Annotated in this window: 27 protein-coding genes and 3 tRNA genes; 9 read left to right on the top strand and 21 right to left on the bottom strand. The window is 70.9% G+C overall.

Going from position 1 to position 24,468, the window contains the following annotated elements; all coding sequences use genetic code 11:
* Positions 1-4: 4 nt before the first annotated feature.
* Complete coding sequence (locus KBX46_RS06530; RefSeq protein ID WP_210791609.1) at positions 5-2,263, bottom strand: glycosyltransferase family 39 protein; 2,259 nt, start codon at positions 2,261-2,263, stop codon at positions 5-7.
* Positions 2,264-2,388: 125 nt separating this feature from the next.
* Here KBX46_RS06530 and KBX46_RS06525 point away from each other — a divergent pair, with 125 nt between their 5' ends.
* Entirely contained in the window at positions 2,389-3,096 is a 708-nt protein-coding gene (locus KBX46_RS06525) for a glycosyltransferase family 2 protein (RefSeq protein ID WP_088952086.1), read from the top strand.
* Here the strand turns inward: KBX46_RS06525 and KBX46_RS06520 are convergent.
* Together KBX46_RS06520 and KBX46_RS06515 are read right to left on the bottom strand one after the other, a co-directional pair.
* Positions 3,082-3,975 carry a transketolase family protein gene (locus tag KBX46_RS06520; protein ID WP_210791607.1) on the bottom strand — a complete coding sequence of 298 codons (894 nt, stop codon included), beginning with the start codon at positions 3,973-3,975 and terminating at the stop codon, positions 3,082-3,084. The genes KBX46_RS06525 and KBX46_RS06520 overlap by 15 nt on opposite strands.
* Before the next feature lie 5 nt (positions 3,976-3,980).
* A complete protein-coding gene (locus tag KBX46_RS06515; RefSeq protein ID WP_141911810.1) occupies positions 3,981-4,676 on the bottom strand; it encodes a transketolase in 696 nt (231 codons plus the stop codon).
* 47 nt (positions 4,677-4,723) lie between these two features.
* Between KBX46_RS06515 and soxR the strand changes: the two genes are divergently transcribed.
* The gene (gene soxR, locus KBX46_RS06510; protein ID WP_088950686.1) at positions 4,724-5,197 is read left to right on the top strand and encodes a redox-sensitive transcriptional activator SoxR; all 474 of its coding nucleotides are present in this window, start codon (positions 4,724-4,726) and stop codon (positions 5,195-5,197) included.
* A gap of 10 nt (positions 5,198-5,207) precedes the next feature.
* Here soxR and KBX46_RS06505 read toward each other — a convergent pair whose 3' ends face one another.
* Positions 5,208-6,182, bottom strand: a complete 975-nt coding sequence (locus KBX46_RS06505) for an NAD(P)H-quinone oxidoreductase (protein ID WP_141911808.1) — start codon at positions 6,180-6,182, stop codon at positions 5,208-5,210.
* A gap of 163 nt (positions 6,183-6,345) precedes the next feature.
* Here KBX46_RS06505 and KBX46_RS06500 point away from each other — a divergent pair.
* Positions 6,346-6,435 (top strand) — tRNA-Ser (locus tag KBX46_RS06500).
* Positions 6,436-6,534: 99 nt separating this feature from the next.
* On the opposite strand, the gene KBX46_RS06495 is transcribed toward KBX46_RS06500, so the two are convergent.
* Complete coding sequence (locus tag KBX46_RS06495; protein WP_157744092.1) at positions 6,535-6,690, bottom strand: hypothetical protein; 156 nt, start codon at positions 6,688-6,690, stop codon at positions 6,535-6,537.
* A 143-nt stretch (positions 6,691-6,833) separates the two neighbouring features.
* Between KBX46_RS06495 and KBX46_RS06490 the strand changes: the two genes are divergently transcribed.
* Entirely contained in the window at positions 6,834-7,376 is a 543-nt protein-coding gene (locus tag KBX46_RS06490) for a YbhB/YbcL family Raf kinase inhibitor-like protein (RefSeq protein WP_141911806.1), read from the top strand.
* A 62-nt stretch (positions 7,377-7,438) separates the two neighbouring features.
* Here the strand turns inward: KBX46_RS06490 and KBX46_RS06485 are convergent, their stop codons facing one another.
* On the bottom strand, positions 7,439-8,149 hold the full coding sequence (locus KBX46_RS06485) for a class I SAM-dependent methyltransferase (protein ID WP_210791605.1): 711 nt from the start codon (positions 8,147-8,149) through the stop codon (positions 7,439-7,441).
* Positions 8,150-8,362: 213 nt separating this feature from the next.
* Here KBX46_RS06485 and KBX46_RS06480 point away from each other — a divergent pair, with 213 nt between their 5' ends.
* Complete coding sequence (locus tag KBX46_RS06480) at positions 8,363-10,192, top strand: hypothetical protein (RefSeq protein WP_247667094.1); 1,830 nt, start codon at positions 8,363-8,365, stop codon at positions 10,190-10,192.
* A 175-nt stretch (positions 10,193-10,367) separates the two neighbouring features.
* Here KBX46_RS06480 and KBX46_RS06475 read toward each other — a convergent pair whose 3' ends face one another.
* Positions 10,368-11,144 carry a hypothetical protein gene (locus KBX46_RS06475; protein ID WP_210792027.1) on the bottom strand — a complete coding sequence of 259 codons (777 nt, stop codon included), beginning with the start codon at positions 11,142-11,144 and terminating at the stop codon, positions 10,368-10,370.
* A 331-nt stretch (positions 11,145-11,475) separates the two neighbouring features.
* On the opposite strand from KBX46_RS06475, the gene KBX46_RS06470 reads away from it, so the two are divergent.
* Positions 11,476-13,005 carry a peptide deformylase gene (locus KBX46_RS06470; protein WP_210791603.1) on the top strand — a complete coding sequence of 510 codons (1,530 nt, stop codon included), beginning with the start codon at positions 11,476-11,478 and terminating at the stop codon, positions 13,003-13,005.
* Between the two features lie 68 nt (positions 13,006-13,073).
* Here KBX46_RS06470 and KBX46_RS06465 read toward each other — a convergent pair whose 3' ends face one another.
* Positions 13,074-14,189 carry a globin domain-containing protein gene (locus tag KBX46_RS06465; RefSeq protein ID WP_088950680.1) on the bottom strand — a complete coding sequence of 372 codons (1,116 nt, stop codon included), beginning with the start codon at positions 14,187-14,189 and terminating at the stop codon, positions 13,074-13,076.
* Between the two features lie 145 nt (positions 14,190-14,334).
* Between KBX46_RS06465 and KBX46_RS06460 the strand changes: the two genes are divergently transcribed.
* Entirely contained in the window at positions 14,335-15,105 is a 771-nt protein-coding gene (locus tag KBX46_RS06460; RefSeq protein ID WP_088950679.1) for a CPBP family intramembrane glutamic endopeptidase, read from the top strand.
* 4 nt (positions 15,106-15,109) lie between these two features.
* Here the strand turns inward: KBX46_RS06460 and KBX46_RS32380 are convergent, their stop codons facing one another.
* The gene (locus KBX46_RS32380) at positions 15,110-16,480 is read right to left on the bottom strand and encodes a hypothetical protein (protein WP_247667093.1); all 1,371 of its coding nucleotides are present in this window, start codon (positions 16,478-16,480) and stop codon (positions 15,110-15,112) included.
* A 145-nt stretch (positions 16,481-16,625) separates the two neighbouring features.
* Between KBX46_RS32380 and KBX46_RS06450 the strand changes: the two genes are divergently transcribed.
* Positions 16,626-16,716: transfer RNA gene (locus KBX46_RS06450), tRNA-Ser, on the top strand.
* A 35-nt stretch (positions 16,717-16,751) separates the two neighbouring features.
* Positions 16,752-16,824, top strand: a tRNA-Arg gene (locus KBX46_RS06445).
* 76 nt (positions 16,825-16,900) lie between these two features.
* Here KBX46_RS06445 and KBX46_RS06440 read toward each other — a convergent pair.
* From KBX46_RS06440 to KBX46_RS06385, 12 genes are all read right to left on the bottom strand, one after another.
* Positions 16,901-18,133: a site-specific integrase gene (locus KBX46_RS06440; RefSeq protein ID WP_210791601.1), complete on the bottom strand. Its 1,233-nt coding sequence runs from the start codon at positions 18,131-18,133 to the stop codon at positions 16,901-16,903.
* A complete protein-coding gene (locus tag KBX46_RS06435; RefSeq protein WP_210791599.1) occupies positions 18,133-18,339 on the bottom strand; it encodes an excisionase family DNA-binding protein in 207 nt (68 codons plus the stop codon). The genes KBX46_RS06440 and KBX46_RS06435 overlap by 1 nt, the downstream gene beginning before the upstream one ends.
* Before the next feature lie 12 nt (positions 18,340-18,351).
* Positions 18,352-20,094 (bottom strand): replication initiator, encoded by a 1,743-nt coding sequence (locus KBX46_RS06430; protein ID WP_210791597.1) that lies wholly within the window; start codon positions 20,092-20,094, stop codon positions 18,352-18,354.
* Positions 20,091-20,312 carry a hypothetical protein gene (locus KBX46_RS06425; protein WP_210791595.1) on the bottom strand — a complete coding sequence of 74 codons (222 nt, stop codon included), beginning with the start codon at positions 20,310-20,312 and terminating at the stop codon, positions 20,091-20,093. The genes KBX46_RS06430 and KBX46_RS06425 overlap by 4 nt, the downstream gene beginning before the upstream one ends.
* Before the next feature lie 5 nt (positions 20,313-20,317).
* Complete coding sequence (locus KBX46_RS06420; protein ID WP_210791593.1) at positions 20,318-20,755, bottom strand: hypothetical protein; 438 nt, start codon at positions 20,753-20,755, stop codon at positions 20,318-20,320.
* Positions 20,752-21,381, bottom strand: coding sequence for a hypothetical protein (locus tag KBX46_RS06415; RefSeq protein ID WP_210791591.1), 630 nt, complete (start codon positions 21,379-21,381; stop codon positions 20,752-20,754). The genes KBX46_RS06420 and KBX46_RS06415 overlap by 4 nt, the downstream gene beginning before the upstream one ends.
* A complete protein-coding gene (locus tag KBX46_RS06410) occupies positions 21,366-21,632 on the bottom strand; it encodes a hypothetical protein (RefSeq protein ID WP_210791589.1) in 267 nt (88 codons plus the stop codon). The genes KBX46_RS06415 and KBX46_RS06410 overlap by 16 nt, the downstream gene beginning before the upstream one ends.
* Complete coding sequence (locus KBX46_RS06405; RefSeq protein WP_210791587.1) at positions 21,629-21,817, bottom strand: hypothetical protein; 189 nt, start codon at positions 21,815-21,817, stop codon at positions 21,629-21,631. Before KBX46_RS06405 ends, KBX46_RS06410 begins: the two co-directional genes overlap by 4 nt.
* A 27-nt stretch (positions 21,818-21,844) precedes the next feature.
* Positions 21,845-22,150 carry a spread protein gene (locus KBX46_RS06400; protein ID WP_210791585.1) on the bottom strand — a complete coding sequence of 102 codons (306 nt, stop codon included), beginning with the start codon at positions 22,148-22,150 and terminating at the stop codon, positions 21,845-21,847.
* The gene (locus KBX46_RS06395) at positions 22,147-23,790 is read right to left on the bottom strand and encodes an FtsK/SpoIIIE domain-containing protein (protein WP_247667092.1); all 1,644 of its coding nucleotides are present in this window, start codon (positions 23,788-23,790) and stop codon (positions 22,147-22,149) included. The genes KBX46_RS06400 and KBX46_RS06395 overlap by 4 nt, the downstream gene beginning before the upstream one ends.
* The gene (locus tag KBX46_RS06390; RefSeq protein WP_210791581.1) at positions 23,790-23,957 is read right to left on the bottom strand and encodes a hypothetical protein; all 168 of its coding nucleotides are present in this window, start codon (positions 23,955-23,957) and stop codon (positions 23,790-23,792) included. The genes KBX46_RS06395 and KBX46_RS06390 overlap by 1 nt, the downstream gene beginning before the upstream one ends.
* A gap of 91 nt (positions 23,958-24,048) precedes the next feature.
* Positions 24,049-24,447 carry a transcriptional regulator gene (locus tag KBX46_RS06385; RefSeq protein WP_210791579.1) on the bottom strand — a complete coding sequence of 133 codons (399 nt, stop codon included), beginning with the start codon at positions 24,445-24,447 and terminating at the stop codon, positions 24,049-24,051.
* Positions 24,448-24,468: the final 21 nt, after the last annotated feature.

Genomic DNA, 24,468 nt, shown 5'->3' with positions numbered 1-24,468 from the left:
CGGGTCAGCGGCCCGGCGGCAGGGCGTAGCCGACGTAGCCGCGGAACTCCAGCCGCCAGCCGGCCGGGACCAGCTTCGTGCAGGCCGGACGACTGCCGGTGCAGACGATCGCGTCGACCGAGGCAGGGTCCGCCGGCGGTCGCTCCGGCAGCACCGACTGCAACGCCACCAGGTCCGGCGAACCCCCGTCCGGCTGCCGGAGCAGCAGCCACCACGGGTACTCCCAGTTGTCGTTCTGCTGCACCAGCCCGATCCGTCGGGCGCCGCTGTCGCGGACCGCCGTCGCGGCCCAGCGGAACTCGTCGGCCCACTGCGGACGCCGCAGGAACCGGGTGTCCCAGTCCGAGGTGGTGAAGACCGAACCGGCACCGACCAGCCGTCGCGGAAAGCCGTACGACAGCGCGAGCACACCGGCCAGCGCCGAGGTGGCCAGCACGGTGACCGCCGTCAGCGTGGCCACCGACCGGCGGGCTCCTTGCCGACCCGGGTTCGCGCGGCGGCGGCGGAAGAGCGCGTCGAGCCAGAGCCCGGCCAGCGGCACGGCCAGCACCACGGCGTAGAGGATCAGCCGGTTGCCCCACGGCTGCCACTTGATCATCGAGGTGTGCAACAGGACGGCGGCCAACACCACCACCGCGTACGCGCGCAGCGGCCCGGCCTGCTCGGGATCGATCCGGCGCGGACGGGCGAGTGCGACTACCGCGCCGATCAGCACCAGCGCCCCGGTCAGGGGGAACGCCACCCGGTCCTCGTCCGGATACCAGGCCGGCTCCGGAAAGATCTCCCGACCGAAGGTGATCGCACGGTCCTGCGGGTCGACCCCGATCGCGCCCGCTCCGTCGATGATCGCCTCGGCTCCGGCCCGGTGCAGGGGCGCCAGCGGCGTGTCGAACGCGGTGTGCCCGATCCGCAGAGCGTTGACCAGGATGGACTGCGGGTCGTGCCGTTCCATCGGGATCGACTCGCGCAGCCGGGGCGGCCCCAGCGGGTGCCCGAACTCGGCGGTCACCCGGGCCAGGAACGGGCCGACCACCACGGCCGCGACCAGCAGGATCAACACCGAGGCGCCGACCGTGCGAGCTAGCCCGCCGACCGGCCGAGGCTGCCGATCCCCGCCGGCCGCCGTCGGGCCGGGCGATGCCGCGCCGGCCGTCGGGTTGGGTGGTGCCGCGCCGGCGGCCGTCGGGCCGGGCGTCGCCGTGCTCGCGGTCAGCGCCAGCCGGAGCTGGGCCAACCCCCAGAGCAGCAGCAGCGGCCCGACCGCGATCAGACCACTGGTCTTGGTCACCGCGGTCAGACCGGTGGCCGCCCCCAACCCGAGCACCGTGCCCCAGCCTGTCCGCCGACGCAGCCCGTCCAGCACGAGGGTCGCCGCGCAGGTCACCCACGCCGCGCAGACCAGGTCGGTCTGCGTGCTGGTCGCCTGGAGCACCACCATCGGCGTGGTCGCCAACACGAACGCGGTGAGCAGCTGGGCCCGCCGGCTGCCGCCGAGCTGCGCGGTGATCCGTGCGACCACCAGGAGGCAGAGCACTCCGGCTGCCCACTGCACCAGGTTGTACAGGTGGTCCCCGCCGGTGAGGAGGCGAAGGTGCAGCAGCAGGTACTCGGCTCCGGGCGGGATGGTCACCTGCCGGTGGATGGCGGTGGGCCAGAAGTCCAGGTCACCCTGAGCCACCCAGTGCTCCACCTTCGGCAGGTGATAGGTCTGTGAGTCGAAGTTGTTCGGCTCGGCCAGCAGCGCGACCAGCAGCTCCAGCAGGACCAGTCCGCCGATCGCGCCGACGAGCAGCCGCTCGCCGCGTCCCGCCGTACGCCAGGCGTCGAGGGCCACGGCGAGCAGGCCGGACGGTGCCCGGACGGCGCGGGTCGGCGTGGGGTCGGGCCCGGTCGCACCGCGCTCGACGGCGGCGGGCGGGTCGGCGCTGCCGCCGGACACCACGGCACCGACCGGCACCGGTCGCGGTGCGGCGGTGAGCGTCGGCGCGGTACGGGTCGCGCGTCGCTGCCGCAGACCGGCTGCTGTCGCGGCGGCGGCCAGGAAGAGCAGCCACGCGGCGGCGAAGGCCGGCCGGGTCAGCGCGTGCAACGCGCCGAGAAGTTCGACGACGAGCACCGCGTACACGCCGGTGAGCAGCGCGGCGCGCACCACGGCGAGCCGTAGAGGCGCGACCGCGCCGACCTCGCGCGGCCTCATCGCGACGGTGAGCAGGAGCGCCCCGGCGGCGGGAACCGCCGCGAGCAGAGAGCCGCCAGCCGACATGGCGGGTAGTAAACACCATTCGTCTGCGCTAGCCACGCCGACGGCCCCGATGGTGGCGGCATATCGAAGGTCAACCAGCCAGGCTAGGCTGTGCCCGACGTGTTGCCGCCACCGTGGAGATTCCCTTGAAGCTCTCGATCCTCATGCCGGTCTACAACGAGGAAGAACGCATCGCGGATGCCCTCAAGCAGGCGTTGGCGGTTGACTATCCCTGCGAAATCGAGTTGGTCGTCGTCGACGACGGCAGCCGGGACGGCACCGGCGAGGTCCTCGGCCGCGCCGACGACGCACGTCTGCGTGTCATCACCCACCAGCGCAACGCCGGTAAGGGTGCCGCCATCAAGACGGCGGTCGACAGCGCGGAGGGCGACTACATGGTCATCCTCGACGCCGACCTGGAGTACGACCCGCAGGACATCCCCAAGCTGCTCGACCCGGTGCTCGACGGGCGGGCCACTGTCGTCTACGGCAATCGCACCTTTGGCAGCCACAGCGCCTACAGCTTCTGGTACGTGATGGGCAACAAGGGCGTCACGATGGCGGCCAACGTGCTGTTCAACTCGTACATCGGCGACCTGGAGACCTGCTTCAAGCTGATGCCGGTGGCGCTCTACCGGTCGCTCGAAGTGCGCTCGCGCGGCTTCGGCATGGAGGCCGAGGTGACCGGCAAGCTGCTGCGTCGCCGGATCCGCCCCTACGAGGTGCCGATCAGCTACCGGGCTCGTGGCCGGGAAGAGGGCAAGAAGATCACCTGGAAGGACGGCGTCGAGGCGATCTGGATCCTCGGCCGCGAACGCGCCCGCCGCCGTTCCACCGCGTCACCCGCGCGCTGATCCCAGAAACGCACTGATCGACCGGCGCAGACCGTCGGCATCCAGGCCGTGCCACCGGGCGTGGTCGGCCGGATGTCCGTATCGGCGCAGGTCGGTCTGATCCACCCCGAGGGCGAGCAGCCGATGCGGCACCTCCGCCATGGCCCGGCTGACGACCGCGCTCGACGTTCCTGACAGGTACGGCTCGACCAGCACCACCTCGGTCGGGGCGAGCGCCCGCAACCCGGACGTGTCGAACGGCCGGGGAGTGTGGGTGTACGCGACTGTCACGGCCATCCCCTCGGTCGCTGCCAGGGTGGGATCGAGCATCGGCCCGACAGCCAGCACGAGCGGCGCGTTCGTCCCACCCTGCCGGATCACCCGCAACCGGTCGGCGTCCGGGTACGCCCGGGCGTTGCGCTGCTCGCTCAGCCGCAGGTAGACCGGATCGTCGGTGATCGCCGCCTCGCGCAGCAGCGGTGCGACCTCGTCGGGGTGGCCGGGCACCCGCACCGTCCAGCCGTCGCCCAACGAGTCGAAGAGCGCCACGTCGCCGGGCGACTGGTGGGTCCGGCCCTCAGCTGACCCGTCGAACGATGCTCCGATGCTGACCATGACCGCGCCCACGCCCTGGTGGTCCAGATCCAGTTTGATCTGCTCGTACGCCCGGTCCACCAGGAACGTCGCGTAGGAGTGCACGATCGGGCGAAGCCCGGTCAGGGCGAGCCCGCCGGCCACCCCGATCATCAGTTGCTCCCGGATGCCGACATTGAACACCCGGTCCGGGTGGCGGGTGCCGGCCGGCGCGAACTGGGTGGCCGAGATGTCGGCCAGCACGATTGCGGTCCGCGGGTCGTCGTCGAGCAGCGCGGTGGTGGCGTCGATGAAGGCGTCACGCATGGCGGTCATCCCTTGTTCTCGACGTGGGCGACGACGAGGTGCGGCCGTCCCGGCCGGTGCCCGGTCAGCGCCACGTACAGGTCGGTGTGGTTGCGGCCGTCGACGGTGTCGGCGGTCCAGCCGTTGACGGTGAACCGGCTGGCGATGCCGCCCGCCCAGCCGTGGGTGGCCGACGAGTTGTCGACCACGATCGCGGTGAGGTTCGCCAGGCCGGTGGCACCGGCGTACGCGATCGCCTCGTGGTTGGAGCCCTCGTCCAGTTCGGCGTCGCCGAGCAACACGTACACCCGGGGTTTGAGCAGCCCCTGGGCCCGTAGCCCGAGGGCGCTGCCGACGGCCAGCCCGAGCCCGTGCCCGAGCGAGCCGGAACCGATCTCGACTCCGGGGACCAGTAGCCGGTCCGGATGATGGCCGAGTCGGCTCGCCGGCCCGGCCAGGTCGTCGAGCCAGGCTTCCGGGATGAAGCCGTGCGCGGCGAGCACCGCGTAGTAGGCGGCCGGTCCGTGGCCCTTGGATAGCAGGAACCTGTCGCGTTCCGGGTCGTCGGCGGTGTCGGGGGTGACCCGCAGCACCCGGTCGTAGAGCACCTGGAGCACGTCGATGGTCGAGTGCGCGCTCGGCGCGTGCTTCTCGTCGCCGGTCAGTCGTCGGATCAGCCCGGGAAGCCGGGAGCCGGTGTTGGTGGTCACTGTGATCGTCATGCCACTACTGTGTAAGTTGAAGTGGACTTCAACTCAAGGACCTGGTGATGCAGGATCTACTGACGATCGGCGAGCTGTCGGTCCGCTCGGGCGTGGCGCCGTCGGCGCTGCGCTACTACGAGCGACTGGGGCTGATCCGCGCCGATCGGACCGGCGGCAACCAGCGCCGGTACGCCCGCGCCGAGTTGCGGCGGGTGGCCTTCATCCGGATCTCCCAACAGGTCGGCGTCTCCCTCGACGAGATCCGCGCGGCACTGGACTCGCTCCCCGAAGCCCGTACGCCCAGCCCACAGGACTGGGCGCGGCTCTCCGCGAGCTGGCGGAGCCGGCTGGACGAGCGGATCCGGCTGCTCACCAAGCTCCGCGACGACCTGGACGGCTGCATCGGCTGCGGCTGCCTGTCGTTGCAGCGCTGCACGCTCAACAACCCCGGGGACGCGCTGGCCGGCGAGGGCCCGGGCGCCCGGCTGGTGCTGCCCCGACCGGCCGACGATCCGACACCGGCGGGCTCACCCGCCTGACGCCGGCTGCTCACCCGAGGGTGAGCAGGACCTTGCCGAAGTGATCGTTCGACTCGACGAGCCGGTGCGCCTCGGCCGCCTCGGTCATCGGCAGCCGCCGGTCCACCACCGGGCGGATCCTGCCCGCCTCGATCAACGGCCACACCTCGTCCCGTACGCCCTGGACGATCTCCGCCTTCTCCGCGATCGGTCGGGAGCGCAGCGAGGTCGCGGCGACGGTCGCCCGCTTCGTCAGCAGTGCACCGAGATCCAGCTCAGCCTTGCGCCCACCCTGCATGCCGATCACCACCAGCCGACCGCCGGTCGCCAGCGCGGAGACGTTCCGACCCAGGTAGGACGCGCCCATGATGTCCAGGATCACGTCCGCGCCGCGACCGTCGGTGACCCGCCGGACCTCCTCCACGAAGTCCTGCTCGCGGTAGTCGATCGGGTGCGACGCGCCCAGCTCACGCAGTCGGGAGTGCTTGGCCGCCCGGGCGGTGGTCACGACGGTCGCGCCGAGGGCCGCCCCGAGCTGGACCGCGAAGGTGCCGATCCCACTGCCCCCGCCGTGCACCAGCAGCGTGTCGCCCGCGCTGAGCCGACCCACCTGGACCAGGTTCGACCAGACCGTGCAGGCCACCTCGGGCAGCCCTGCGGCGTCCACCGAGTCGCAGGCCGGCACCGGGAGCAACTGCCCGGCGGGGACCGCGACCCGCTCGGCGTACCCGCCGCCGGACAGCAGCGCGCAGACCTGCTGCCCGACCGCCCACCCGGCGACCTCCGAACCGACCTCGGTGATCACCCCAGAGCATTCCAACCCGGGGTACGCGGACGCGCCCGGCGGTGGCGGATAGTGCCCCTGCCGTTGCAGCAGGTCAGCGCGGTTGACCCCGCTGGCCCGCACATCCACGATCACCTCGCCGGGGCCCGGCTCCGGGTCGGGCACCTCGGCCCAGACCAGCGCTTCGGGTCCACCGGGCTGCGGGATGGTGATCGCCTTCATGGAGTCAGTCTTACCCGATCTCGCCCGGCACCGCAGGTGCACCCTCCAGCCCACTGTGGACGCGACGGACCGCCTGGCCGCCGCATTCGGGGAGGGACGCCGGGCCGCCCGACGGGAGCCGTGGCAGACTATGCGTGGCCGTACGCCTGCGGGTGGCGGCCTGGGAGGGTTCGCCTAGTGGCCGATGGCGCTGGTCTTGAAAACCGGTAAGGCAGCGATGTCTTCGTGGGTTCGAATCCCACACCCTCCGCCACGACGCTCGCGATCGCTGATCGACTCGGTTTCCATGAATCGGCGTATCGGCGCGCCCTGGATACCGCGACTTTCCTGAAGGCGAGTGGATCAGGGCCGGTCACTCCGGCGGGTCTGTGGGCCGTCGGGCCTCGCGGATCGTCTCCTCGGCCAGTCGCTCCACCGCGCGTCGGCGTTCCTCGGCGATGGCCTGCTCGTCCCGGCGGCGGAACGCGGTGAAGACCGCTGCCACGAAGTCCCGCCAGATGCCGGCCACGGTGTCCCCCTGAGGAACGTTGCCCGACCTCAACGGTAGCTCTGGCAAACCACCCTCGGTGAGCGCGTACTTCCGGTCGTTGGAGGGGCTGCGGCGGGGTAAGAAGGGGCTGGTAACTCCGCACACCGGAAGGACGCGTCCCGATGACCCTGGAACGACCGATTGCCCCGGACCCGTACGAGCTGCTGCCGACGCTGCCCTCGTTCACGTTGACGAGTGACGACGTGCAGAACGGCGAGCCCATGGACGTCCGGCACGCGCATGACAGCGTCGGAGGTGACGACGTCTCGCCGCAGCTGACCTGGTCGGATTTCCCCGCCGAGACGAAGAGTTTCGCGGTGACCTGCTACGACCCCGACGCGCCGACCGGCAGCGGTCTCTGGCACTGGGTGCTGGTGAACCTGCCGGTCGACGTCACGCAGTTGCCCAGCGGCGCCGACGGCGCGGCGGGCACCGACCTCGGCGGGGCGTTCTCGGTCCGCAACGACTACGGCCAGCACGGCTATGGCGGGGCGGCTCCGCCGGCCGGTGACCGCCCGCACCGGTACGTCTTCGCGGTGCACGCCGTGGACGTCGACCGGCTGGACCTGACCCCGGACGCCACGCCCGCCTACGTCGGCTTCAACCTCACGTTCCACACCCTGGCCCGAGCGGTGATCCGCCCGACGTACCAGATCAAGGAGTGATCCGTACCCCGCGATCTTGCACGTGCTGGCGAAACAGAGTGCAAGATCGCGGGGGTGGCGGGTCAGGACGGAACGCGGGCCACCGCGAAGACGGACTGCCCGAACGGGGGCCGGACGAGCTGCTCGGCGGCCTTGGTGGCGGGCAGGACGACGGTGTCGTACACCTTCACCATCGGGCCCTCCTTCGGCATCAGCCGGAAGACCTTGGTGGCCATGAAGTAGCCGATCAGACCCAGCGCGTTGGCATAGTGGATCTTCTCGACGGTCAGGCCGGCCTCGGTCATCGCCGCCTGGAGCGTCTTCTTCGTGTAGCGGCGGACGTGCCCGGTTGCAATGTCGGCCGGGCCCATCGCGAACTGGAATGCCGGCACGATGATGATCACGGCGCCGCCGGGTCGGACCAGGTCGCGCATGCTGCGCAGCGCGCCCACGTGGTCCTCGATGTGCTCCAGGACGTTGTACGAGACCGCGGCGCTGTAGTCGCCCCCGTCCTCGTGCGGCAGCAGCATCTGCCGGACGTCGATGTTCGGCCGTTCGGCGAGGCGCTCCTTGAGCTGCAGCAGCCGGTCCGGGTCGGCCTCGGTGGCGGTGAACCGGGGCAGCCGCTGCGACCATTCCAGGGCGTAGTCACCGAGGCCACTGCCGATCTCGATCGGGTCGTCGCCGAGGTACGGCACGGCCAGTTCGATGAACCAGCGACGGTGGTTGACAGCGGTGGCCAGGCCTTCCAGGACCTCGGACTGCACGCGCTGATCCCCAGTGATTTCTGCCATGCGTCGATTCCTCACGATATGAACTCGACCCGTGCCTGGACCGACAGAGTGAATCATCCGCTGGGACGGCAGAAGAATCGGGGCATCGGGGGTGGCCGAATTGTGGTCGGGGGGTGGGTTCGTGATCGGCGGTCGGCGAACCCGGCACATAGTACGGCAGTACCCCGAAACATGTCACGGCAGCGCCAGGCCCTGACTACCCTATGAATTGTCATGACTACTCCCGAACCGGACGTGCCCAGCGACGGTCCGGCCGCCGCGTCGTCGGCGCAGGGGGCCTCTGGTGATGCTCGGCCGTCCCGCAGCGGGAAGTGGGCCGATCTGGCCGCCGTGCTGAGCTTCGTGGTGCTCGGCTTCTGGGTCACCGGTCGGCTCTGGTTGGACCCGGGCAGTGATGTGCGGGACAACCAGTCAGATCAGTCGCAGTTCGAATGGATGATGGCGCACGGTGCGCGGGTCGTGACGCATTTTGCATATCCATTCCATTCCGACCAGATGAACGTCCCGGACGGCGTGAATCTAATGGCTAATACGTCCGTATTATCCATTTCATTGCCGTTGACCCCGATCACTCTGCTGTTCGGGCCTCGGGCGGCATTCCTGGTCTTTCTCACCCTCGGCATGATTGCCACCGCCACAGCCTGGTACTTCCTGCTCTCCCGGGTCCTGATCGGCACCCGGGGGCCCGCGTGGCTGGGCGCCGGCTTCTGCGCGTACGCGCCCGCCATGGTGTCGCACGCCAACGGGCATCCGAACATCGTGTCGCAGTTCGTCGTGCCACTGATCATCTGGCGCACGCTGCGACTCGGTGAACCGGGCCGTTGGCTGCGCAACGGGGTCCTCCTCGCGCTCGTGATCGTCTGGCAGGCCTTCCTCAACCTGGAGATACTGCTGATGACCGCGATCGGGCTCGGCGTGGTCGTCGGCGTGCTCGCCCTCGGCCGCCCGGAGCTACGATCGCGGATCCGACCCTTCCTCGCCGGCCTTGCCGTCGCCGCCGGGGTCTCCGGGCTGCTGCTCGCGTATCCGCTCTACGTGCAGTTCTTCGGGCCGGGCGCGTACTCCGGGCTGTCCCGCCTGATCCGTGGCTACTCCAGCGACCTCGCCTCGTTCGTCGCGTACTCCCGGGAGTCACTCGCCGGCAGCCCGCGCACCGCAGCCGGCCTGGCCAAGAACCCGACCGAGGAGAACAGCTTCTTCGGCTGGGCGCTGGTGGTGCTGGTGATCGCCCTGGTGTGGTGGATGCGCCGCTCGGTGGTGGTGCTCGCGCTCGCCGCGCTCGGGTTGCTCTTCGCGGTGCTCTCGTTGGGCCGCGAGGTCCGCTTCGACAACCGGGGTACAGGTGTGCCCGGTCCCTGGGCGGCGCTGGAGAACCTGCCCATCCTGCACTCGGTCGTGCCGACGCGGTGGGCGTTGGCGATCACCCCGATCGTCGGCCTGCTGCTCGCCTTCGGTGCGCAACGCGCCCACGAGTTGGCCCGCTCGCACCCGGCCGCCCGCGGGCAGATCCGCTTCGTCACCGCCACAGTGCTCGTGATGGCCCTGTTGCCGATCGTGCCCACTCCGCTGCCAGTGGCCCATCTGGACCCGGTGCCCACCTTCGTGACCAGTGGGGCCTGGCGTCCCTACGTGACCGGTGGGCGCAGTGTGGTGACCCTGCCGTTGCCGGACACCACCTACGCGGAGCCGCTGCGCTGGTCCGCCGAGACCCGGCTGGACATGCCGCTGGCTCGTGGCTACTTCCTGGGCCCGGACACCCGTCCGAGCGCCGACCCTCCCAAGGTCGCCCTGTTCGGTGCCACGCCGCGCCCCACCAGCAGCTTCTTCTCCACCATCCGACGTACCGGGGCGGTGCCGCCGATCACCCCGCAGGCCCGGGTCAAGGCGGTCGACGACCTGCGGTTCTGGCGGGCCGGCGTGGTCATCCTCGGCCCGCAGGAGCACGAGGCCGCGCTGCGTCGGGGGATGACCGAGCTGACCGGGATCCAGCCGGTCTTCACCGGCGGTGCGTGGGTGTGGGACGTACGGCCGTTGACCGACTGAGTCATCCGCCCAGGGCGTGCTTCGGAAGTGCTGGCCGGCCTGCGCCGGGCCCAGCCGCCGCCCGGCGGCGTTGTCGCGGTGTCCGGATACAACACCGGTATCCGGACACCGCTCCGCCTTGCCGGACGACGCCTGGACTCCGGCTCGGCGTCGACCGACACTCCCGAAACACGCCCTAACGGACGCAGCAGCCCTGGCAGACCTTCGGCCGCGGCAGGGTGAAGGCGAGGCAGCAGGTGCGCCGCTGCACGCTCGGCTCACCGGTCGGCCCCGGCACCAGCTCGATCAGGTCGGCCAGGTCGAGTGCGCCGAGCAGAGTGTCGATGCTCTGCACCGTGGAGCCGGGCAGGTTGTCGGCGGCCCGCAGGATGCCGTGTGCGATGCCGGAGGCGACCGAGCCGAGCAGCGTCCGGGTGCCCACCCGCACCTCTGACTGGATCGCCGTGATGAGCGGTGCCAGGTGGGCGTCGAGCAGGGAGGAGCGCAGTGCGCCCAGCAGCTCCGCCTCGTCGGCGACGACCCGCACCTCCGGCAGGCCGGCGAGCGCCAGCGGGTCGTTCGGCAGCACCGCCACGGTGATGCCACGGCGTAGGCCCATGGTGAGCAGCTGTCGGTGGTCCTCGAAGTGGATCAGCACGTCGGCCGGGTCGAGCAGCGGCACCCGCCGGGCGGAGGCCCAGCCGAGCACGACCGGCAGTGCGGTCCAGTAGCTGTACGACTTCCAGGCCAGCGCGGCGCAGGCGTGCGGGGTGCCACCCCAGCGGACGGCGGCGCCGTTCAGCAGCTCTGGCAGCCGACTGCCGTCGATCAGGGTGGTGGCGGGCGCCCAGCCGAGCTCGTCTTCGACCACCAGGCCCCGGGCGAGCCCGGGAAGGTCGTCGGTGCCGAACATGGCGCGGAGCGCCGCGGTGACGGGGGCGAGTGGCGTGGCGGTGGCGTCGCGCCTCGGCAGCACCGCTGTCACCTGAGGTCCCCCGTCCGCGTGACCGAGGAGCGAGCCTCGGCGGACGACCAGTGCCGTCCTGAGCTAAGGCTAGCCTAACCATGCCCCCTGGTCTAAGGGAAGCCTCACCTTGGCCAAATCGGGAGGCCCAGGTCACGCCGGTTTTCCGGCGGGAACAGCGCTCCGTGCCTCGCGTACTACCCGGCGTCAACACGGAGAAACGCTGCCAGAGGATCGACGTTTGTCGGTGGATTGTCAAGCAGTGTGTCGGCAAGGTGCCAGATGCGTGTGTGCTCGGGCACAGAACGTGAAACTTGTAGCCCCGGCCACGAGGAAGCTGATGACGACCTCACCCCTCGAACGGGCTGCCGACTCCTTCGCGGCCGAGCTCGCCCGGCAACGGACCGGGCGAGGGCTGTCCAAGAAGCAACTGGCCGTCCTGATGGGGTTCGACCCGTCCTACGTGAGTCACGTCGAGGGGCGCCGGCACCGTCCGACCGAGGACTTCGCCCGCCGCGCCGAGGCCGTCCTGGAGGCCAGCGGCGCGATCTGGCAGCGCTTCCGGGAGTACGACGACCTGCGGCACGCCCGCGCCGGTCAACCACACCGGGAGCCGTACCTGCCCGGTCAGTGGCTGCCGCCGGGCACCGGCCTCGTCGTGGAGCGCGAACTCGCCTCCCTCACCCACACCGACGAGGGCTACCGGTGCGTGATCCACCGCGAGCTGTACAACGCCGGGACCGAGCCCGTCACCCGTTATCTGGCCAGGGTCGCCGTCGACCGCTACCCGAACGACCCCGGCCGCTCCAACCGGCACCACCGGGAGCACCCGCTCACGTTCGCCGAGCTGCAACTGCAGGCCCGCAGGGACGACGGTGGCGGCGACCCGGAGCCGATGCACTGGCGGGCCAAACACGATCGGGACGCGTTCAAGGAGATCTGGCTGCTCTTCGAGAACGGGGAGCGGCGCTTCCCGCTCTACCCGGGCGACCGGGCCACCATCGAGTACGCGTACAGCGTCGGGCACGAGAAGTGGGGCCCCTGGTTCCAACGTGCCGTCCGGCTGCCCACCCGGCAGCTCGCCGTACGCCTGGACCTGCCGGTGAGGCTCGACCCGCAGGTCTGGGGCGTGGAAACCTCCCTCTCCGCGGAGGAGGGCCCGCTGCGGACGGCCCCGCAACGGCACGACGAGGGCGACCGGGCGATCTACGACTGGCAGACCGACGACCCGCCGCTGAACGCCCGCTACCGGATGCAGTGGCGCTTCCGCGCCCGACCGGAGACCGAACCCGACAGCAGCCCCGGCGGCGTCCGGGTCCGGCCCAGCGACCGGATGCGCGGGCTCGGCATCGTGCAACGCGGCGCCGACCTGCTCCGCCGACGCGTCCGGCCGTTCGACCTGCCCGTGGAGGAGCCGGTTGCCCGGGACCTGGTCGACCGGCTCGTCACGGCCCTGGCCCGGCTAGACGAGCTGCACCCGTTCAGCAAGGGGGTGGGGGTGGCCGCCCCGCAGCTCGGCATCGACCGGGCGGTGGCCGTGGTCCGGCCGCCGGATCGCTCGGCGGAGCCGGTCGTGCTGCTCAACCCCCGGGTGGTCGACGCCGACCCGGACACCGACGAGCAGTACGAGGGCTGCCTCTCCTTCTTCGACTTCCGGGGTCTGGTGCCCCGCCCGCTCCGACTGGACGTGGAGCACGCCCAGTGGGACGGCAGCCGGGTCATCACCTCGTTCGAGTTCGGCATGGCCCGGCTGGTCGCCCACGAGATCGACCACCTGGAGGGGCGGCTCTACGTCGACCGGATGGCGCCCGGCGTGCCGCTGGTGCCGGTGGAGGAATACCGCGAGACCGGGCACCCCTGGCGCTACTGACCAACGAGGGACCGGGGCGCGTGCCCCAGGGGGCAGGGGCACGCGCCCCGGTGTGGGGGGAGGAACGTCTAGAGGTCACCGAAGGTGTCGTAGCGGATCTGCGGCGGCGGCACGTCGTCCGCGGCGAGCACCCGCAGGGTGGACCGGACCATCCGGGCCGAGCCGGAGACGAAGCAGTCGTGCGTGGTCCACGGGCCGTAGCGGGCCACCACGTCCGCGATGTCGCCCTGCTCACCGTCGAAGTCCGGGTCCTCGCTGCACGCCGGGGTGACCGACAACCACGGGTGTACGGCCACCAGCTCCTGTAAGCCGGCCAGGCCGTACAGGTCCCCCGCCTGCCGGGCGCCGTAGAAGACGTGCACCCAGCGGGTCCGGTTGTAGCTGGCCAGCTCCTCCACCAGGGCCTTGATCGGCGCCAGGCCGACCCCGCCGGCCACGCAGAGGATGTCCCGTTCCGAGGAGCGGTCCAGGGTCATCGACCCCATCGGCGCCGCGAGGCGGAGCAGCTCGCCCGGTCGCACCCGACGCACCAGCGCACCGGAAACCCAGCCGGCACCCGGCGACCGCACGTGGAACTCCAGCACGTTGTCGTCGTTCGGGGCGTTCGCCACGGAGTAGTTCCGCCACACCCGGGGGTGGTGGCGGGGCACCTCCAGGCTCACGTACTGGCCCGCCTTCCAGCGCAGCGGATGCTGCAACGCCCGGCAGGTCAGCACGGCGGTGTCCGGGCCGTACCGCTGGTGGGTCAGCACCTCGGCGTGCCAGAACGGCGGGCCGTCGTCGGCCGCCGCCCCGGCCACCATCAGGGCGGCGATCGCGGCGTACGCCTCGCGCCACGCCTGGTCGTACTCCAGGTTCCAGCCGTCGCCGGCGGTGCTGCGCAGCGCGTCCAGCAAGGCGACTCCCATCGTCGCGTAGTGCCGGTCATCGACGTGGTACTTGCGGTGGTCGCGGCCCAGCGCCCGGAGGAACTCGTCGAAGCTCTCCGGGTCGTCGACCGTGTGGATGGCCGCGATGATCGCTTCCAGCAGGCGGTCGCCCTGGCCGCTCATCTGCACCGGGAAGAGTTGCCGCAGCGCGGGGTCGAGCAGGAACACTCGGGCGTAGAAGTGGTCGGTCAGCCGGGCCCGGTCGTCCTCGACCAGGGTCCAGCTCTCCTTCAGCAACCGCGCGAGGTTGTCCACGGGGCGCTCCTTCTCCAGACGGCAGCGGATCGGGCGCCCATAGAATCTCCACGGAGAGTGTCGACTGGTCGCACAGAATGTGCGATCGGCTCATGCTGGCCGGTCGGCCGTGCCCCGGGCGCCGCCTGTCGGGCAGAGTGGTGCGGTGACCGTTGAGCTGACCCGCCCGGTGTCCCGCCGACTGCTGGGCACCGAGACGCTGCTGGTCCTCGGCCTCTCCCTCGGCCAGTCAGCGGTCTACGCGGTGGTCTCGATCATCGCGAAGCTGACCGCCGAGGGTCCGCTCTCCAAGCAGACCGCCTCGCTGAACACCTCGGCGTCGAGCCGACCCTGGCTGGACCTCACCTACCAGTTGCTCGGCATCGTGTTCGCGCTGCTTCCGGTGCTGCTCGCCGTACACCTGCTCACCCGGGACCCCGGTGACCCGGCACGGGCGCTCGGCCTGGACGCGCGGCGGCCCGGTCAGGACCTGGCCCGTGGTGCCGGCCTGGCGGCGCTGATCGGCCTGCCCGGGCTGGCCCTGTTCTGGGTGGCGGCCCAACTCGGCATCAACGCCACGCTGGTGCCGGCGGCACTCCCGCAGGTCTGGTGGACGGTCCCGGTGCTGATCCTCGCGGCCGTGCAGAACGCCGTGCTGGAGGAGGTGATCGTGGTCGGCTACCTGGTCACCAGGCTTCGCCAGCTCCAATGGCGGCTCGCCGCGATCATCGCGGCCAGCGCCCTGCTGCGCGGCTCGTACCACCTCTACCAGGGCTTCGGCGCCTTCGTCGGCAACGCGGTGATGGGCGTGGTGTTCAGCCTGTTCTACCTGCGCACCCGGCGGGTGATGCCGCTGATCATCGCGCACACCCTGCTCGACGTGGTCGCCTTCGTCGGCTACGCGCTGCTGCCCCGGGAGTGGTTCGACTGGCTCTGACGGCTCAGCGCCGGTCGGGTCGGTAGACGGCCACCGCTCGGGACGCGAGCCGGTCGGCCGCCGCCGCGTCACCCAGCGCCGCCGCCAGCACCGCCGCGCCCGGCAGCAACCGGGCCACCAGCCGCAACGCCACCCAGCCACCGGCCTGCGCCGTGAGCGGGGCGGCCAGCCGCCAGGCGGCCTCCGCAGCCCGCGGCCAGGCCCCCTCGACCGGGTCGCCCGCCGCCTGTGCGGCAGCCAGGGCCGCCTCCGCGCTCGCCGCGTCCGGGTGCACCTGGGTGAGGACCAGCAGCTCGACGGCCCGGTCGGGATGCGCCGGATCCCTGCCGTACGCCGCGGCCAGGTGCAGCACCAGGTTCGCGTGCGTCCACAGCACCGACGTCAGCTCGGCCAGCGGCGCGAAGAACCCGGCCAGGGCCGCCGTCGCCCCACCCGCGCCCGCCGAGCGGACGAACCGCCGGGTGGCCAACCGGGCCAGGCCGTCCGCCGGCGCGTCCGGATACCGGGCACGCAACCGCCCTGCCCAGTCGGCCGCGCCGGGCCCGAGCGCCCGCACGGCCGCCAGAGCCAACAGCTCCGGCGCGAAGCCCGGGTGGTCGAGCACGCGCGCGGCGACCGCCCGCAGCTCCGATTCCGGGGTACGCGCCAAAGCGGGCTCGACCTGCTGCCCGGCGGGAGATGCCAGCGGCGTGTGCTGCTCGGCCGCGGGCTCGGGGACGGCTTTCCTCGGCGTCGTGCTCTTGCGAGGGGATGCCGTGCGTTTGGCGGGACTGGCGGCGCGCTTGCGCGGTGCCGGTGTGGTCGGGGTCACCTCGACGGTGGCCTCGGCTGCCTTCTTCGGAGCAGCCTTGCGAACGGAGGTGGTCCGGGCCTTGGGCTCGACGCGTGCTGCTTGTCGTGGTGGGTCGGTGGCTGCCGTGGCGGCCTGCGGGCTCGGCTGGTCGTCGGCCGCAGGGCGTGGCTGGTCGGGGGTCGCCGGGCGTGGCTGCTCGGCGTTTGCCGGGCCTGCCTGCTTGGCGTTCCCCGGGTCTGGCTGGCTGGTGCTCGCGTCGACGCTCGGGGGAGCTGGTCGGTCGCCGTTCGCGTCGCCGGTCGGCGGCTGTGGCTGTGGCTGCTCGGCGCCCGCGTCGCTGGTCGGGGCCCGCCTGGGCTGTCGTGGCAGCGGCCGGTCCGGATCCGGTGGTTGGAACAGCACCGCCGGGGCGGGCTTCGCCCGGCGGGGGCGCTGGCTCGCCGGAGCGGCTGGCGGCGGCACCGCCGTCTCGGCGGGCTGCTCGGCGGCAGTCGGCGGCGTGAAGGTGGCCCGCGGGGAGCGCCGACGCGCTCTTTCAGCAGGCTCTCGACGGGTCGGCTCGCTGGGCGGCTGCTCCTGCATATCGATGGAGCGTAGTCCCGATCACGCCGCCGCACAGCGGTGAAACACGAGGGCGGACGGTCCCGGGGGGCGTACCCCGGAAGTCGTTTTGCTCCCGGTGGGTGGCGACCTGTATCCTCGGGCGCGGTGGTCTACGGGCCACCAGGGAGACTTCGCCTAGTCTGGTCTATGGCGCCGCACTGCTAATGCGGTTGGGGTCTTAAAGCCCCTCCCGGGTTCGAATCCCGGAGTCTCCGCGCGAAAGTCAGGTGTGTACACTGGCTGAGCACGAGCGCCCGTAGCTCAATGGATAGAGCATCTGACTACGGATCAGAAGGTTAGGGGTTCGAGTCCCTTCGGGCGCACAGCAGGTGAGGGGTCGTTTCGGGAATCCGAGATGGCCCCTTCTTGGCGTGGTACAGCAGCAAAGTACAGCAGCGGTCATGCCGACTCCGTGCCATTCATCCGGTCGCCCAGGCGCTTCAACGCCTCGCGGGTCTGCTTCGAGCTGACCCGGGTGTAGACCTCCATCGTCACCTTGAAATCGGCGTGCCGCAGGATCTGCATGGCCACCCGCGGGTGCACGTCGAGATCGGCCAGGATGCTGGCGCAGGTCCGCCGGGCGCCGTGCGGCGTGATCTCCCGTAGGCCGTAACGGCGGATGCGAGCCTCCCAAGCCCGGTTGAAGTTCCGAGGCTCAATCGGCGTGCCGAAGCGGGTGGTAAACACCAGCGGCGACTTCTGCCATACCTCGCCGGCCGCTTTCATGTCTCCCGACTGCTCCGCGCGACGGATGGCCAGAGCTGTCCGACAAATGTCCGGTAGCGGCATCGCTGCGTCGGATTCGGCTGTCTTGGTCTCGCGGCGCACGAGCTGCCGACCAATGCGTTGGAGTTGCCAGGAGACGTTGAGCTCAGCCGCTTCCTGGTCGATGTCGTCCCAGGCGAGACCAAGGAGTTCCCCGCGGCGCAACCCGAGCACTAGGAGCAGCACCCACGCCGCGTACATCGGATCACTGTCTGCCCGCGCTGCTTCCAAGAATCGTCGTGCTTCGTCGCTGTCCCACGCCGTGCCCGGCCTCTTGCGGGTAGCCCGCAGCTTGACCAGGGCCGCCACGTTCCTGGGGATCAGCTCTTCGGCCACAGCCTGGGAGAGTGCGGCTCGCAGCGTCGCCCGCAGTCCCTTGACCGCGCTATCCGACGGGACGGCGTTGCAGCAGACACCGAGCGCACAGCAGCGTCGCTTTCCAGGTGGCCTGGCAGCGTCCTTGCCCTGGGCGCAGCACTGGCACGTCCGAGCGACCTTGTTGATCCAGGTCTGCACGTCCTTTACCTGCAAACGGTCGAGCCGCTTCGCCCCGATGCCCGGCACGATGTAGAGACGGGTGAAGCCCTCGTACGACACGTAGGTTGCCGGCGCAAGATTCGGCCTGACGATCTCTTCCAGCCAGTACTTGAGGAAGCTGGCGAGGGTCGGCACCCGGGTTGCCACCGGCCCCGCCTTGGCCTGATGGTGCAGCTTCAGCCACTTCTCGTGGACGATCTCGCGGGTCTTCCCGTAGACGTACTTGCGATCGCGCTTGCCGTCCGGCTTGTGGACCCAGACGTAGGCGGCGTAGCCGTTGCGGTAGGGGAAGATCGAACCTTCGCCGTTGGCGCGGGTGCGGCCGGGCATCAGGCCGCCTCCTGCCGCTCGACCTGATCACGGATGTACTCGTCGACCCACTCCGGCAGGATCCGCCGATACTTGCCGTCCTTTACCGAGCGCAGTTCACCGGTGGCGATCTTCATCTTTACCTTCGACAAGCCGAAGCCAAGCAGAGCAGCGACCTCGGCGGGCGAGTACCACTTCGGGGCCAGAGGCTGGGAACGGGTGCTCATATCGTCCTCTCGTCAGGCTGGCTGTTGGGCGGGCAGGGAGGAATGGGGTAAAGCTCTGTCTCTCGCTGCGAGCAGGGCGGCTTTCCATTGGGCGCGTTGGGACAGTGCGCGCAGTAGTCGGTGTTGCAGGGGTGGGATGTCGGGGTCGTCGGGGCGGGCCATTTCCCAGGCGTAGGCGGCGGGTTGGTCCGGGGTGGCGGGGTCGGCGTCGTCGGCATTGGTGGTGATGCCGAGGAGGTTGCGGACCCAGGCGCGGGCGTCGGCGCGGTGGTCGGCGAGGGTCTTTCCGGACCAGTCGCGGGAGACGAGGATGCGTCGGCCGCCGATGCCGAGGGTGGCCCGTTGGTGGACCTTGCCCTTGCAGCGTCCCGCATGCAGCCGCTCGTGTGCCTTCTTGGGTTGGATGCCATAGAGCAACCAGTTGGCGCACCTCTCGTTGCACGGGGTCACCCGGAGTTGGTGCCACAGCCGGTCGAGGTGGTCCCGCTGACGGTCGGTGTCGGTCTTGTGGCAGTCGGCCGCGCTCTTGGTGATGTACTTCGTGATGTAGCCGATGGTCCGGTCGGCGTGCACGGTGCCGGGGGTGACGCCCTCAGCGTGGACTTGCTGGCCGAAGCGGACGACGTGCGCCGGTTCGGCGGTGGGGTCCGCGTCAACCAGGTCCAGCGCGTCCCGCCATGAAGGCAGCGGCTCGGCAGTGTCGGGGTCGACCCACTCCCCGCGGTCGTTGCTCCACACCGGCGGCCGGTCGAGGGAGTACACGAGGTCGTCAGCCGGCGGCCACCACACCTGGTGATAGGTGGCGGCGGCGACCTGCCGCAGCATCGCGCGGGGGATGGTGCCTCGGATGGCGAAGTGGCCGTGCGGCGCCAAGCGGCGTTGAGGCTCGACGCACCCGGCGTACTGGACGTTCCAGCCCACGCACCGGCGCAGGTTCTGCCAAAACCGGTCGAGAAGCCGGGCGAAGTGCACCGCATCCCAGGCAGCCCGCCGGTAGTCGTAGGTTTCTGGATCGACCGGCGTCCCGTCGGGTCGAACGCGGCCGTAGCTGTCGAGGGTGAGCGACAGCCACATCGAGGGGCAGTGTTCGGTCCCATCCGGAGCGGTGTAGATCTTGCCCAGGGTGCGGCGTTCTACTTTCTTGCGGGGCAGGTCCGGGGCGTCCTGCCGGCGGCGAGTGGAGCGTTTGCGGCGTCCGCCGAGGTTGATGCCCAGGCCGAAGCCGTCGGCGTCGTCGTGGGGTGGGGCGACTTGTCCGCGGAGTCCTTCAGCGGCGATGGCTTCTTCGACTTCGGTGATGGCGTGGTCGATGCCGGGTACCTGGTCGAATTGCGCGGCGCGTTGGGCTTCGTCGCGGGCGAATTCCAGGTGCGCGCGCAGCAGGATCAGCTCTCGTTGGGCGTCGGTGGCGGGGTTGGGGGCGGGGGCGGGTTCGTCGGTGCGGTGCCAGCCTTCCCGGATCTGGGTTTGGCGTAGCCGGCGGGCGCGTTTGGCGCACGGCTCGCACTTGTCCTCCCGGGTGGAGCCGCAGGGCAGGTCGATGACTTCGGTTTGGCCGGTGTGCAGGTCGGTGCGGCGCAGGGTGACCGGACGCAGGCACACGCCGTACTCGGCGGCCATCTCCTTGAGCACCTGACGCGACATGGGCAGAGCAAGGCGGGCGGCACGGGACCCGCTCGCCGGCGGGACAGCCGGGGCGAGGGTGGTTTCGGTGGTGGTGTCGGGGGCGAGGCCGGGCAGGGTCGGGGGGGTCAACGGGTCACCTCCGGGAGGTCGAACAGGGCGGGTTGGGTGTCACCGATCGGGGTGGTGCGGGTCGGGCCGGCGGTGCTGGCCCAGCGGTGGGCGGCAGCGGTGTGGCGTTCGCAGGTGGTTTCGGCGCGGTAGCGGCCGGTGCCGGGGTGGCCGGCTTCGATCAGGGCGGTGGCTGGCCCACCGCAGCGGGCGCAGTAGGTGGGCCAGCCGGTAGCCATGGCGGTCAGTGGCCGCAGCCGGGGCAGTGCAGACCCGGGCAGCAGCGACCCGAGCGCCGCAGCAGCAGGGCGATGACGATCAGGACCAGGACGACGCCCGCGATAGCGGGGAGCGCGGCCCGGATCGTCTGAACGAGCTGCGCGGCGAGGTAGCCGACAGCGGCGAGGGCGCCCACGGTCGGGACGGCGATCGCCACGGCGATTCGACCGCGGTTGACCCTGCGGGCCGGGGCGGGCGTGGGTCGCGTGGTGTCGAGGAACCGCACCGTGACCGTCACCCGGGAGTCCCCGGGGATCAGTTGGGGCTCGCTCATGGAGAGCAGCCGGTTGGAGTCGCGGACCAGGGCGACGGTCGCGGCGACTTCGGCGGGGGTGCCGACGATCCGGCGAGCGACGACGGCGGGGCGGCGAGTTTGGACGCGGGCGAGCTGGGTGCGGGTCATCGGGTCACCTCCGAGGTGAAGACCTGGCCGTTGCGGGGCGACTGGACGACGGACGACACCAGCGCAGGGCGCACCACCGATGCCGGGGCGGGCGTCGGCGCGGTCGGCACCACGGCGGCCGGAGCCGGATCGGCGGGCACGGTGACCGGAGCGAGGTCGGCGGGCTGTTGTGCTGGGACCGGCGTGGGCTGGGTCGGAGCCGGGGCGGACGGGGTCGGCGCGGACTGAGCGGGTTTGCCGTTGAGGACGAGTTTGGATAGCGCGAGGAACGCCAGCGCTGGGACCGAGGACAGCAGCCGAGATGAGAAGCTGTCGTTGGCGACGGCGATCTGCGCGGCCAGGGACAGCGCCACGGCGGCGACGAGGATTGCCAGCGGGTAGAGCACGGAGGCTTCCGGGTCGTGGCGGCGGCGTCGGCGGATGACCAGCAGCGCTGCGGCCGGGGTCAGTTCAGAGATGACGGCGTTGGACCAGCCGAACCAGTCCCCCGTGCCTGCGGGGGCGTGGAGCATGGTCCAGTCCTTGACGTGGGTGAACGACGCGGCGCCGGCCATCCCTCCCACGGCCAGGAGGATGAGGACCAGGGCGACGGCTTCCAACCGATCGGCGTTCAGGACGCGGCGCATTCGGTCACCTCCGCCTTGGTCGCGGTCGGCGGGGTGGGGCGGAGCCAGGCGAGCAGGTTGCGGATGTAGATGGCGCCGTAGGCGAAGCAGGAGACGAGGAAGCCCCACTGCTCTGTCGTGATGGAGTAGGCCAGCCACAGGAGTTGGGCGGCGAGGCCGACGGCCCAGCCGGTCCAGGAGCGCTTACCGGCGAGGTAGAGGCCGGTGACGCCGACGGCCATGAGGAGCCAGGACCACAGCTGCGGGTTCATGCGGCCCACCCCCACGCTTCGGCGTCGTCGGCGGCGATCTCGGCGTGCCGGGCGAGCGCGGCGGCGAGGATCGCGTCGGCGTGGGTGTCGGGGGCGCAGTAGGGGCACTGCTGGTCGGGGTCGGTGTGGGCGAGGTCGAGGCAGGTCCGGCGGATGGGCCGGCGGTTGAGTCGACGGGTACGCATCGCGCAAGCTCCAAGCAGGGCAGGGGGTCAGCGGTGGGTGGGGGTGATGTGCACGCGGATCCACTCCGGCGGCTCACCGGTCGAGGCCACGGCTTCCGAGAGGCAGCGCCACAGCGCCCATGCCTCAGCCGGGGTGAGGTACATGCGGCGCCTGCCGGAGCCGACTGCGATGTACAGGTCGGCGTCGGGGGTGACGCGGACCGTGACCGGCACCGTGGCCTTGTCGACGTGTGGGGCGCGCAGCCGGTAGAAGCGACGCGGCTCCGGGGTCTGCTCGTCGGGTTCGTCGGCGTAGGGCATCCGCACCGGGACGTCCTCGGGCAGGTCGGTCATCGGGGGTCACCGCCGTTCGGTGTGGTGTTGACGTCCAGGGCGTTGAGCAGCGACGGCGGCAGCAGCGGCGCGGAGGCCTGCCGGGGCGGGGTCGGCCGGTAGGTGTGTCGCCCGTTGGTGCGGGTCGGCTTCACCGGGGTCGGGGCTTCGATGGGTTCCGGCGCCATCTCGGGCGAGGCGGGGAAAGTTGCGGCCATGTCCCGGATCACGTCGTCGGCGATGTAGGAGAACCGGACGCGGGCGGGTTCTGGCTGGCCGTCGAGCAGGACGTAGGCCACGCCCTTGGCCGACAGCGGGATCTGATCCGCGAGTGCTCCCCGGTCGCGGGCGCCGTCACCGAGCAGGAGGTCGACGTGGCCGCGTTCGGTGAGGCCGAGGGCGATGCGGGTCGGGAACAGGTCGCGGACCGAGACGACTTCCTTGCGGGGGTCTTGGGTGGCGGCGACGACCAAGACGCCGAGCCCGGCACCTTGCGACAGCAGCAGCCCCAGCGACTGGGCGATCCGGTTGCGGATGTCGCTGTCGGGCAGGTACGCCAGCAGGGCGGCGATCTCGTCAATGACGATGACGATCAGCGGCTCATCAACGGTCGGCGTGTGCACCCGAACCTTGCCCCGCAGCAGCCGTTGCCGGGCGCGCATTCGGGTCACGGCGTCATCGAGCATGTCTGCCATGCGCGACCAGTCGTCATCGACGTAGCGGGAGAACAACGGCCGGCCGATGGACAGCTCCATGCCGCCCTTTGGGTCGATCGCCCACACCCTGACCAGTCCAGACCTGATGCCGGCGGCGAGCGCACGGAGCAGGGACCAGATGACCGAGCCCTTGCCCATCCGGGTCGCCCCGCCGATCAGGACGTGCGTCGCCAGGAGCCGCAGGCAGTACACGGCTAGGTCTTCCCGCAGTCCGAGCGGTAGGGCGGTGAAGTCCGGGCGGGCCGGCACGGGCAGCGGCGCCACGATGCGGGTCAGCGGGTCGCGGCGGATGAACACCAACCACACATGCCGCGGCCGGTCCCGGAACCGAATCGCGTCGACCCGGCGCAGCAGCCACGCGAGGCGACCCGAGCGCACGGGTGGTGCCTGCCGGCGGCCGGAGAAGACGCGGCAGTGCCGGGTGCCGAACGAGTACGCCAAGTCCCGGGCAGCCTTGTGGTACGCCTCCGGGTTCTGTCCCCGAGGCATCCGCAGCACCACTTCATCCGTGGCGTAGGAGCAGCGCACCGAGAGCAGGTCGGGGACCTTCTCGCCACCGTCGTACTTCTTCACCAGCCCGCACAGCGTCATGGCCTCGTGCCACTGACGCCGGTAGACCCACAGCCGCCGCCACACCGTGACCGCACGCAGGACAACCAGGCGGTGGAAGGAGTCGCGACCGCGCCAGAACCACACACCGCCCGCGGCGGCGAGGGCGAGCAGGACCAGGAGGTGAGGCCACCAGCCGCGCGACTGGTGAACGTCGACGGCGACCAGGACCAGGGCGACGGCAGGCCACGCCCGCCAGTGCCGCAGCGCCCAAACGGCGAAGCGCACCACGGCCACAGCGAGACGGACCAGGAGGAACGCGATCGTGACCGTCCAGACCAGGGGCCACGGGGTAGCCACCTGGAGGCGGCGGAAGTTGACCAGCGGAGCGCGCATCACGCCACCGCCTTACGGGCGCTGTGCTGCTCGGTCCACGCCTCCGCGCAGGTCTTGTGCACCGGCTTGCCCGCAGGGCTGCGGCAGATCGCCGGCTTTCCGCAGAGCACACACGGGACCGGCACGCCGGCACTACCGCCACGAGTCCAGTCCAAGGAAATTGGCATGATGAACCTGCCCTTCCAGGCCGAGAGGGTTGAGAGGGCAGCGGGGCGGTCAGGCCGTAGGAAGCGGACCGCCCCGCGCCACGAAAAGGGATCAAGCAGCCTTGCCGCGCGACTCCGCGAGGGTCTTCGGCGCCGTCAGCGCCGTGGCCCGGTAGGAGTAGGCCAGCCGGCCGTTGCTGCCGACATACGGCGTCACCATCAGGTTCTCGAACTCCACCAGCTGGAACGGACCCACCGGCGGCACCGGCTGCACATCCGCCAGAACCTTGATCGACACCTCACGCGAACGAGAACCCAACTCCGGGTCCATGTCCATCACCCGGCACTGCCACACCCGCTGACCCGTCAGCTTGTCCTTGCTCGGCGTCCGCGCCCGAGTCTTCTCATCGAAGTCCTGCGCCTCCGCGATCGAGTCCGGCACCAACACACAGCCGTGCGGAAAGACCGCCTCGAACGGGACCGAGAAGCGAGTTCCACCTCGAAGAGCCATGGTGTTCCTCCTCAGCGCCAA

Origin of the sequence: Micromonospora sp. C81 (assembly GCF_018070425.1) — a bacterium.
GTDB lineage: Bacteria > Actinomycetota > Actinomycetes > Mycobacteriales > Micromonosporaceae > Micromonospora > Micromonospora zamorensis.
The sequence above is the reverse complement of the archived record's forward strand: the minus strand, read 5'-3'. Positions and strand labels throughout refer to the sequence as shown.

Excerpts from the sequence above, each read along its gene's own strand:
- KBX46_RS06410 (WP_210791589.1), bottom strand. The coding sequence starts at position 21,632 with ATGAACCCGCAGCTGTGGTCCTGGCTCCTCATGGCCGTCGGCGTCACC.
- KBX46_RS06420 (WP_210791593.1), bottom strand. The coding sequence starts at position 20,755 with ATGACCCGCACCCAGCTCGCCCGCGTCCAAACTCGCCGCCCCGCCGTC.
- KBX46_RS06485 (WP_210791605.1), bottom strand. The coding sequence starts at position 8,149 with ATGGCAGAAATCACTGGGGATCAGCGCGTGCAGTCCGAGGTCCTGGAA.
- KBX46_RS06395 (WP_247667092.1), bottom strand. The coding sequence starts at position 23,790 with ATGCGCGCTCCGCTGGTCAACTTCCGCCGCCTCCAGGTGGCTACCCCG.
- KBX46_RS32380 (WP_247667093.1), bottom strand. The coding sequence starts at position 16,480 with ATGCAGGAGCAGCCGCCCAGCGAGCCGACCCGTCGAGAGCCTGCTGAA.
- KBX46_RS06415 (WP_210791591.1), bottom strand. The coding sequence starts at position 21,381 with ATGCGCCGCGTCCTGAACGCCGATCGGTTGGAAGCCGTCGCCCTGGTC.
- KBX46_RS06520 (WP_210791607.1), bottom strand. The coding sequence starts at position 3,975 with ATGCGTGACGCCTTCATCGACGCCACCACCGCGCTGCTCGACGACGAC.
- KBX46_RS06480 (WP_247667094.1), top strand. The coding sequence starts at position 8,363 with ATGACTACTCCCGAACCGGACGTGCCCAGCGACGGTCCGGCCGCCGCG.
- soxR (WP_088950686.1), top strand. The coding sequence starts at position 4,724 with ATGCAGGATCTACTGACGATCGGCGAGCTGTCGGTCCGCTCGGGCGTG.
- KBX46_RS06515 (WP_141911810.1), bottom strand. The coding sequence starts at position 4,676 with ATGACGATCACAGTGACCACCAACACCGGCTCCCGGCTTCCCGGGCTG.
- KBX46_RS06440 (WP_210791601.1), bottom strand. The coding sequence starts at position 18,133 with ATGCCCGGCCGCACCCGCGCCAACGGCGAAGGTTCGATCTTCCCCTAC.
- KBX46_RS06425 (WP_210791595.1), bottom strand. The coding sequence starts at position 20,312 with ATGGCTACCGGCTGGCCCACCTACTGCGCCCGCTGCGGTGGGCCAGCC.
- KBX46_RS06400 (WP_210791585.1), bottom strand. The coding sequence starts at position 22,150 with ATGACCGACCTGCCCGAGGACGTCCCGGTGCGGATGCCCTACGCCGAC.
- KBX46_RS06385 (WP_210791579.1), bottom strand. The coding sequence starts at position 24,447 with ATGGCTCTTCGAGGTGGAACTCGCTTCTCGGTCCCGTTCGAGGCGGTC.
- KBX46_RS06405 (WP_210791587.1), bottom strand. The coding sequence starts at position 21,817 with ATGCGTACCCGTCGACTCAACCGCCGGCCCATCCGCCGGACCTGCCTC.
- KBX46_RS06390 (WP_210791581.1), bottom strand. The coding sequence starts at position 23,957 with ATGCCAATTTCCTTGGACTGGACTCGTGGCGGTAGTGCCGGCGTGCCG.
- KBX46_RS06470 (WP_210791603.1), top strand. The coding sequence starts at position 11,476 with ATGACGACCTCACCCCTCGAACGGGCTGCCGACTCCTTCGCGGCCGAG.
- KBX46_RS06490 (WP_141911806.1), top strand. The coding sequence starts at position 6,834 with ATGACCCTGGAACGACCGATTGCCCCGGACCCGTACGAGCTGCTGCCG.
- KBX46_RS06530 (WP_210791609.1), bottom strand. The coding sequence starts at position 2,263 with ATGTCGGCTGGCGGCTCTCTGCTCGCGGCGGTTCCCGCCGCCGGGGCG.
- KBX46_RS06435 (WP_210791599.1), bottom strand. The coding sequence starts at position 18,339 with ATGAGCACCCGTTCCCAGCCTCTGGCCCCGAAGTGGTACTCGCCCGCC.
- KBX46_RS06505 (WP_141911808.1), bottom strand. The coding sequence starts at position 6,182 with ATGAAGGCGATCACCATCCCGCAGCCCGGTGGACCCGAAGCGCTGGTC.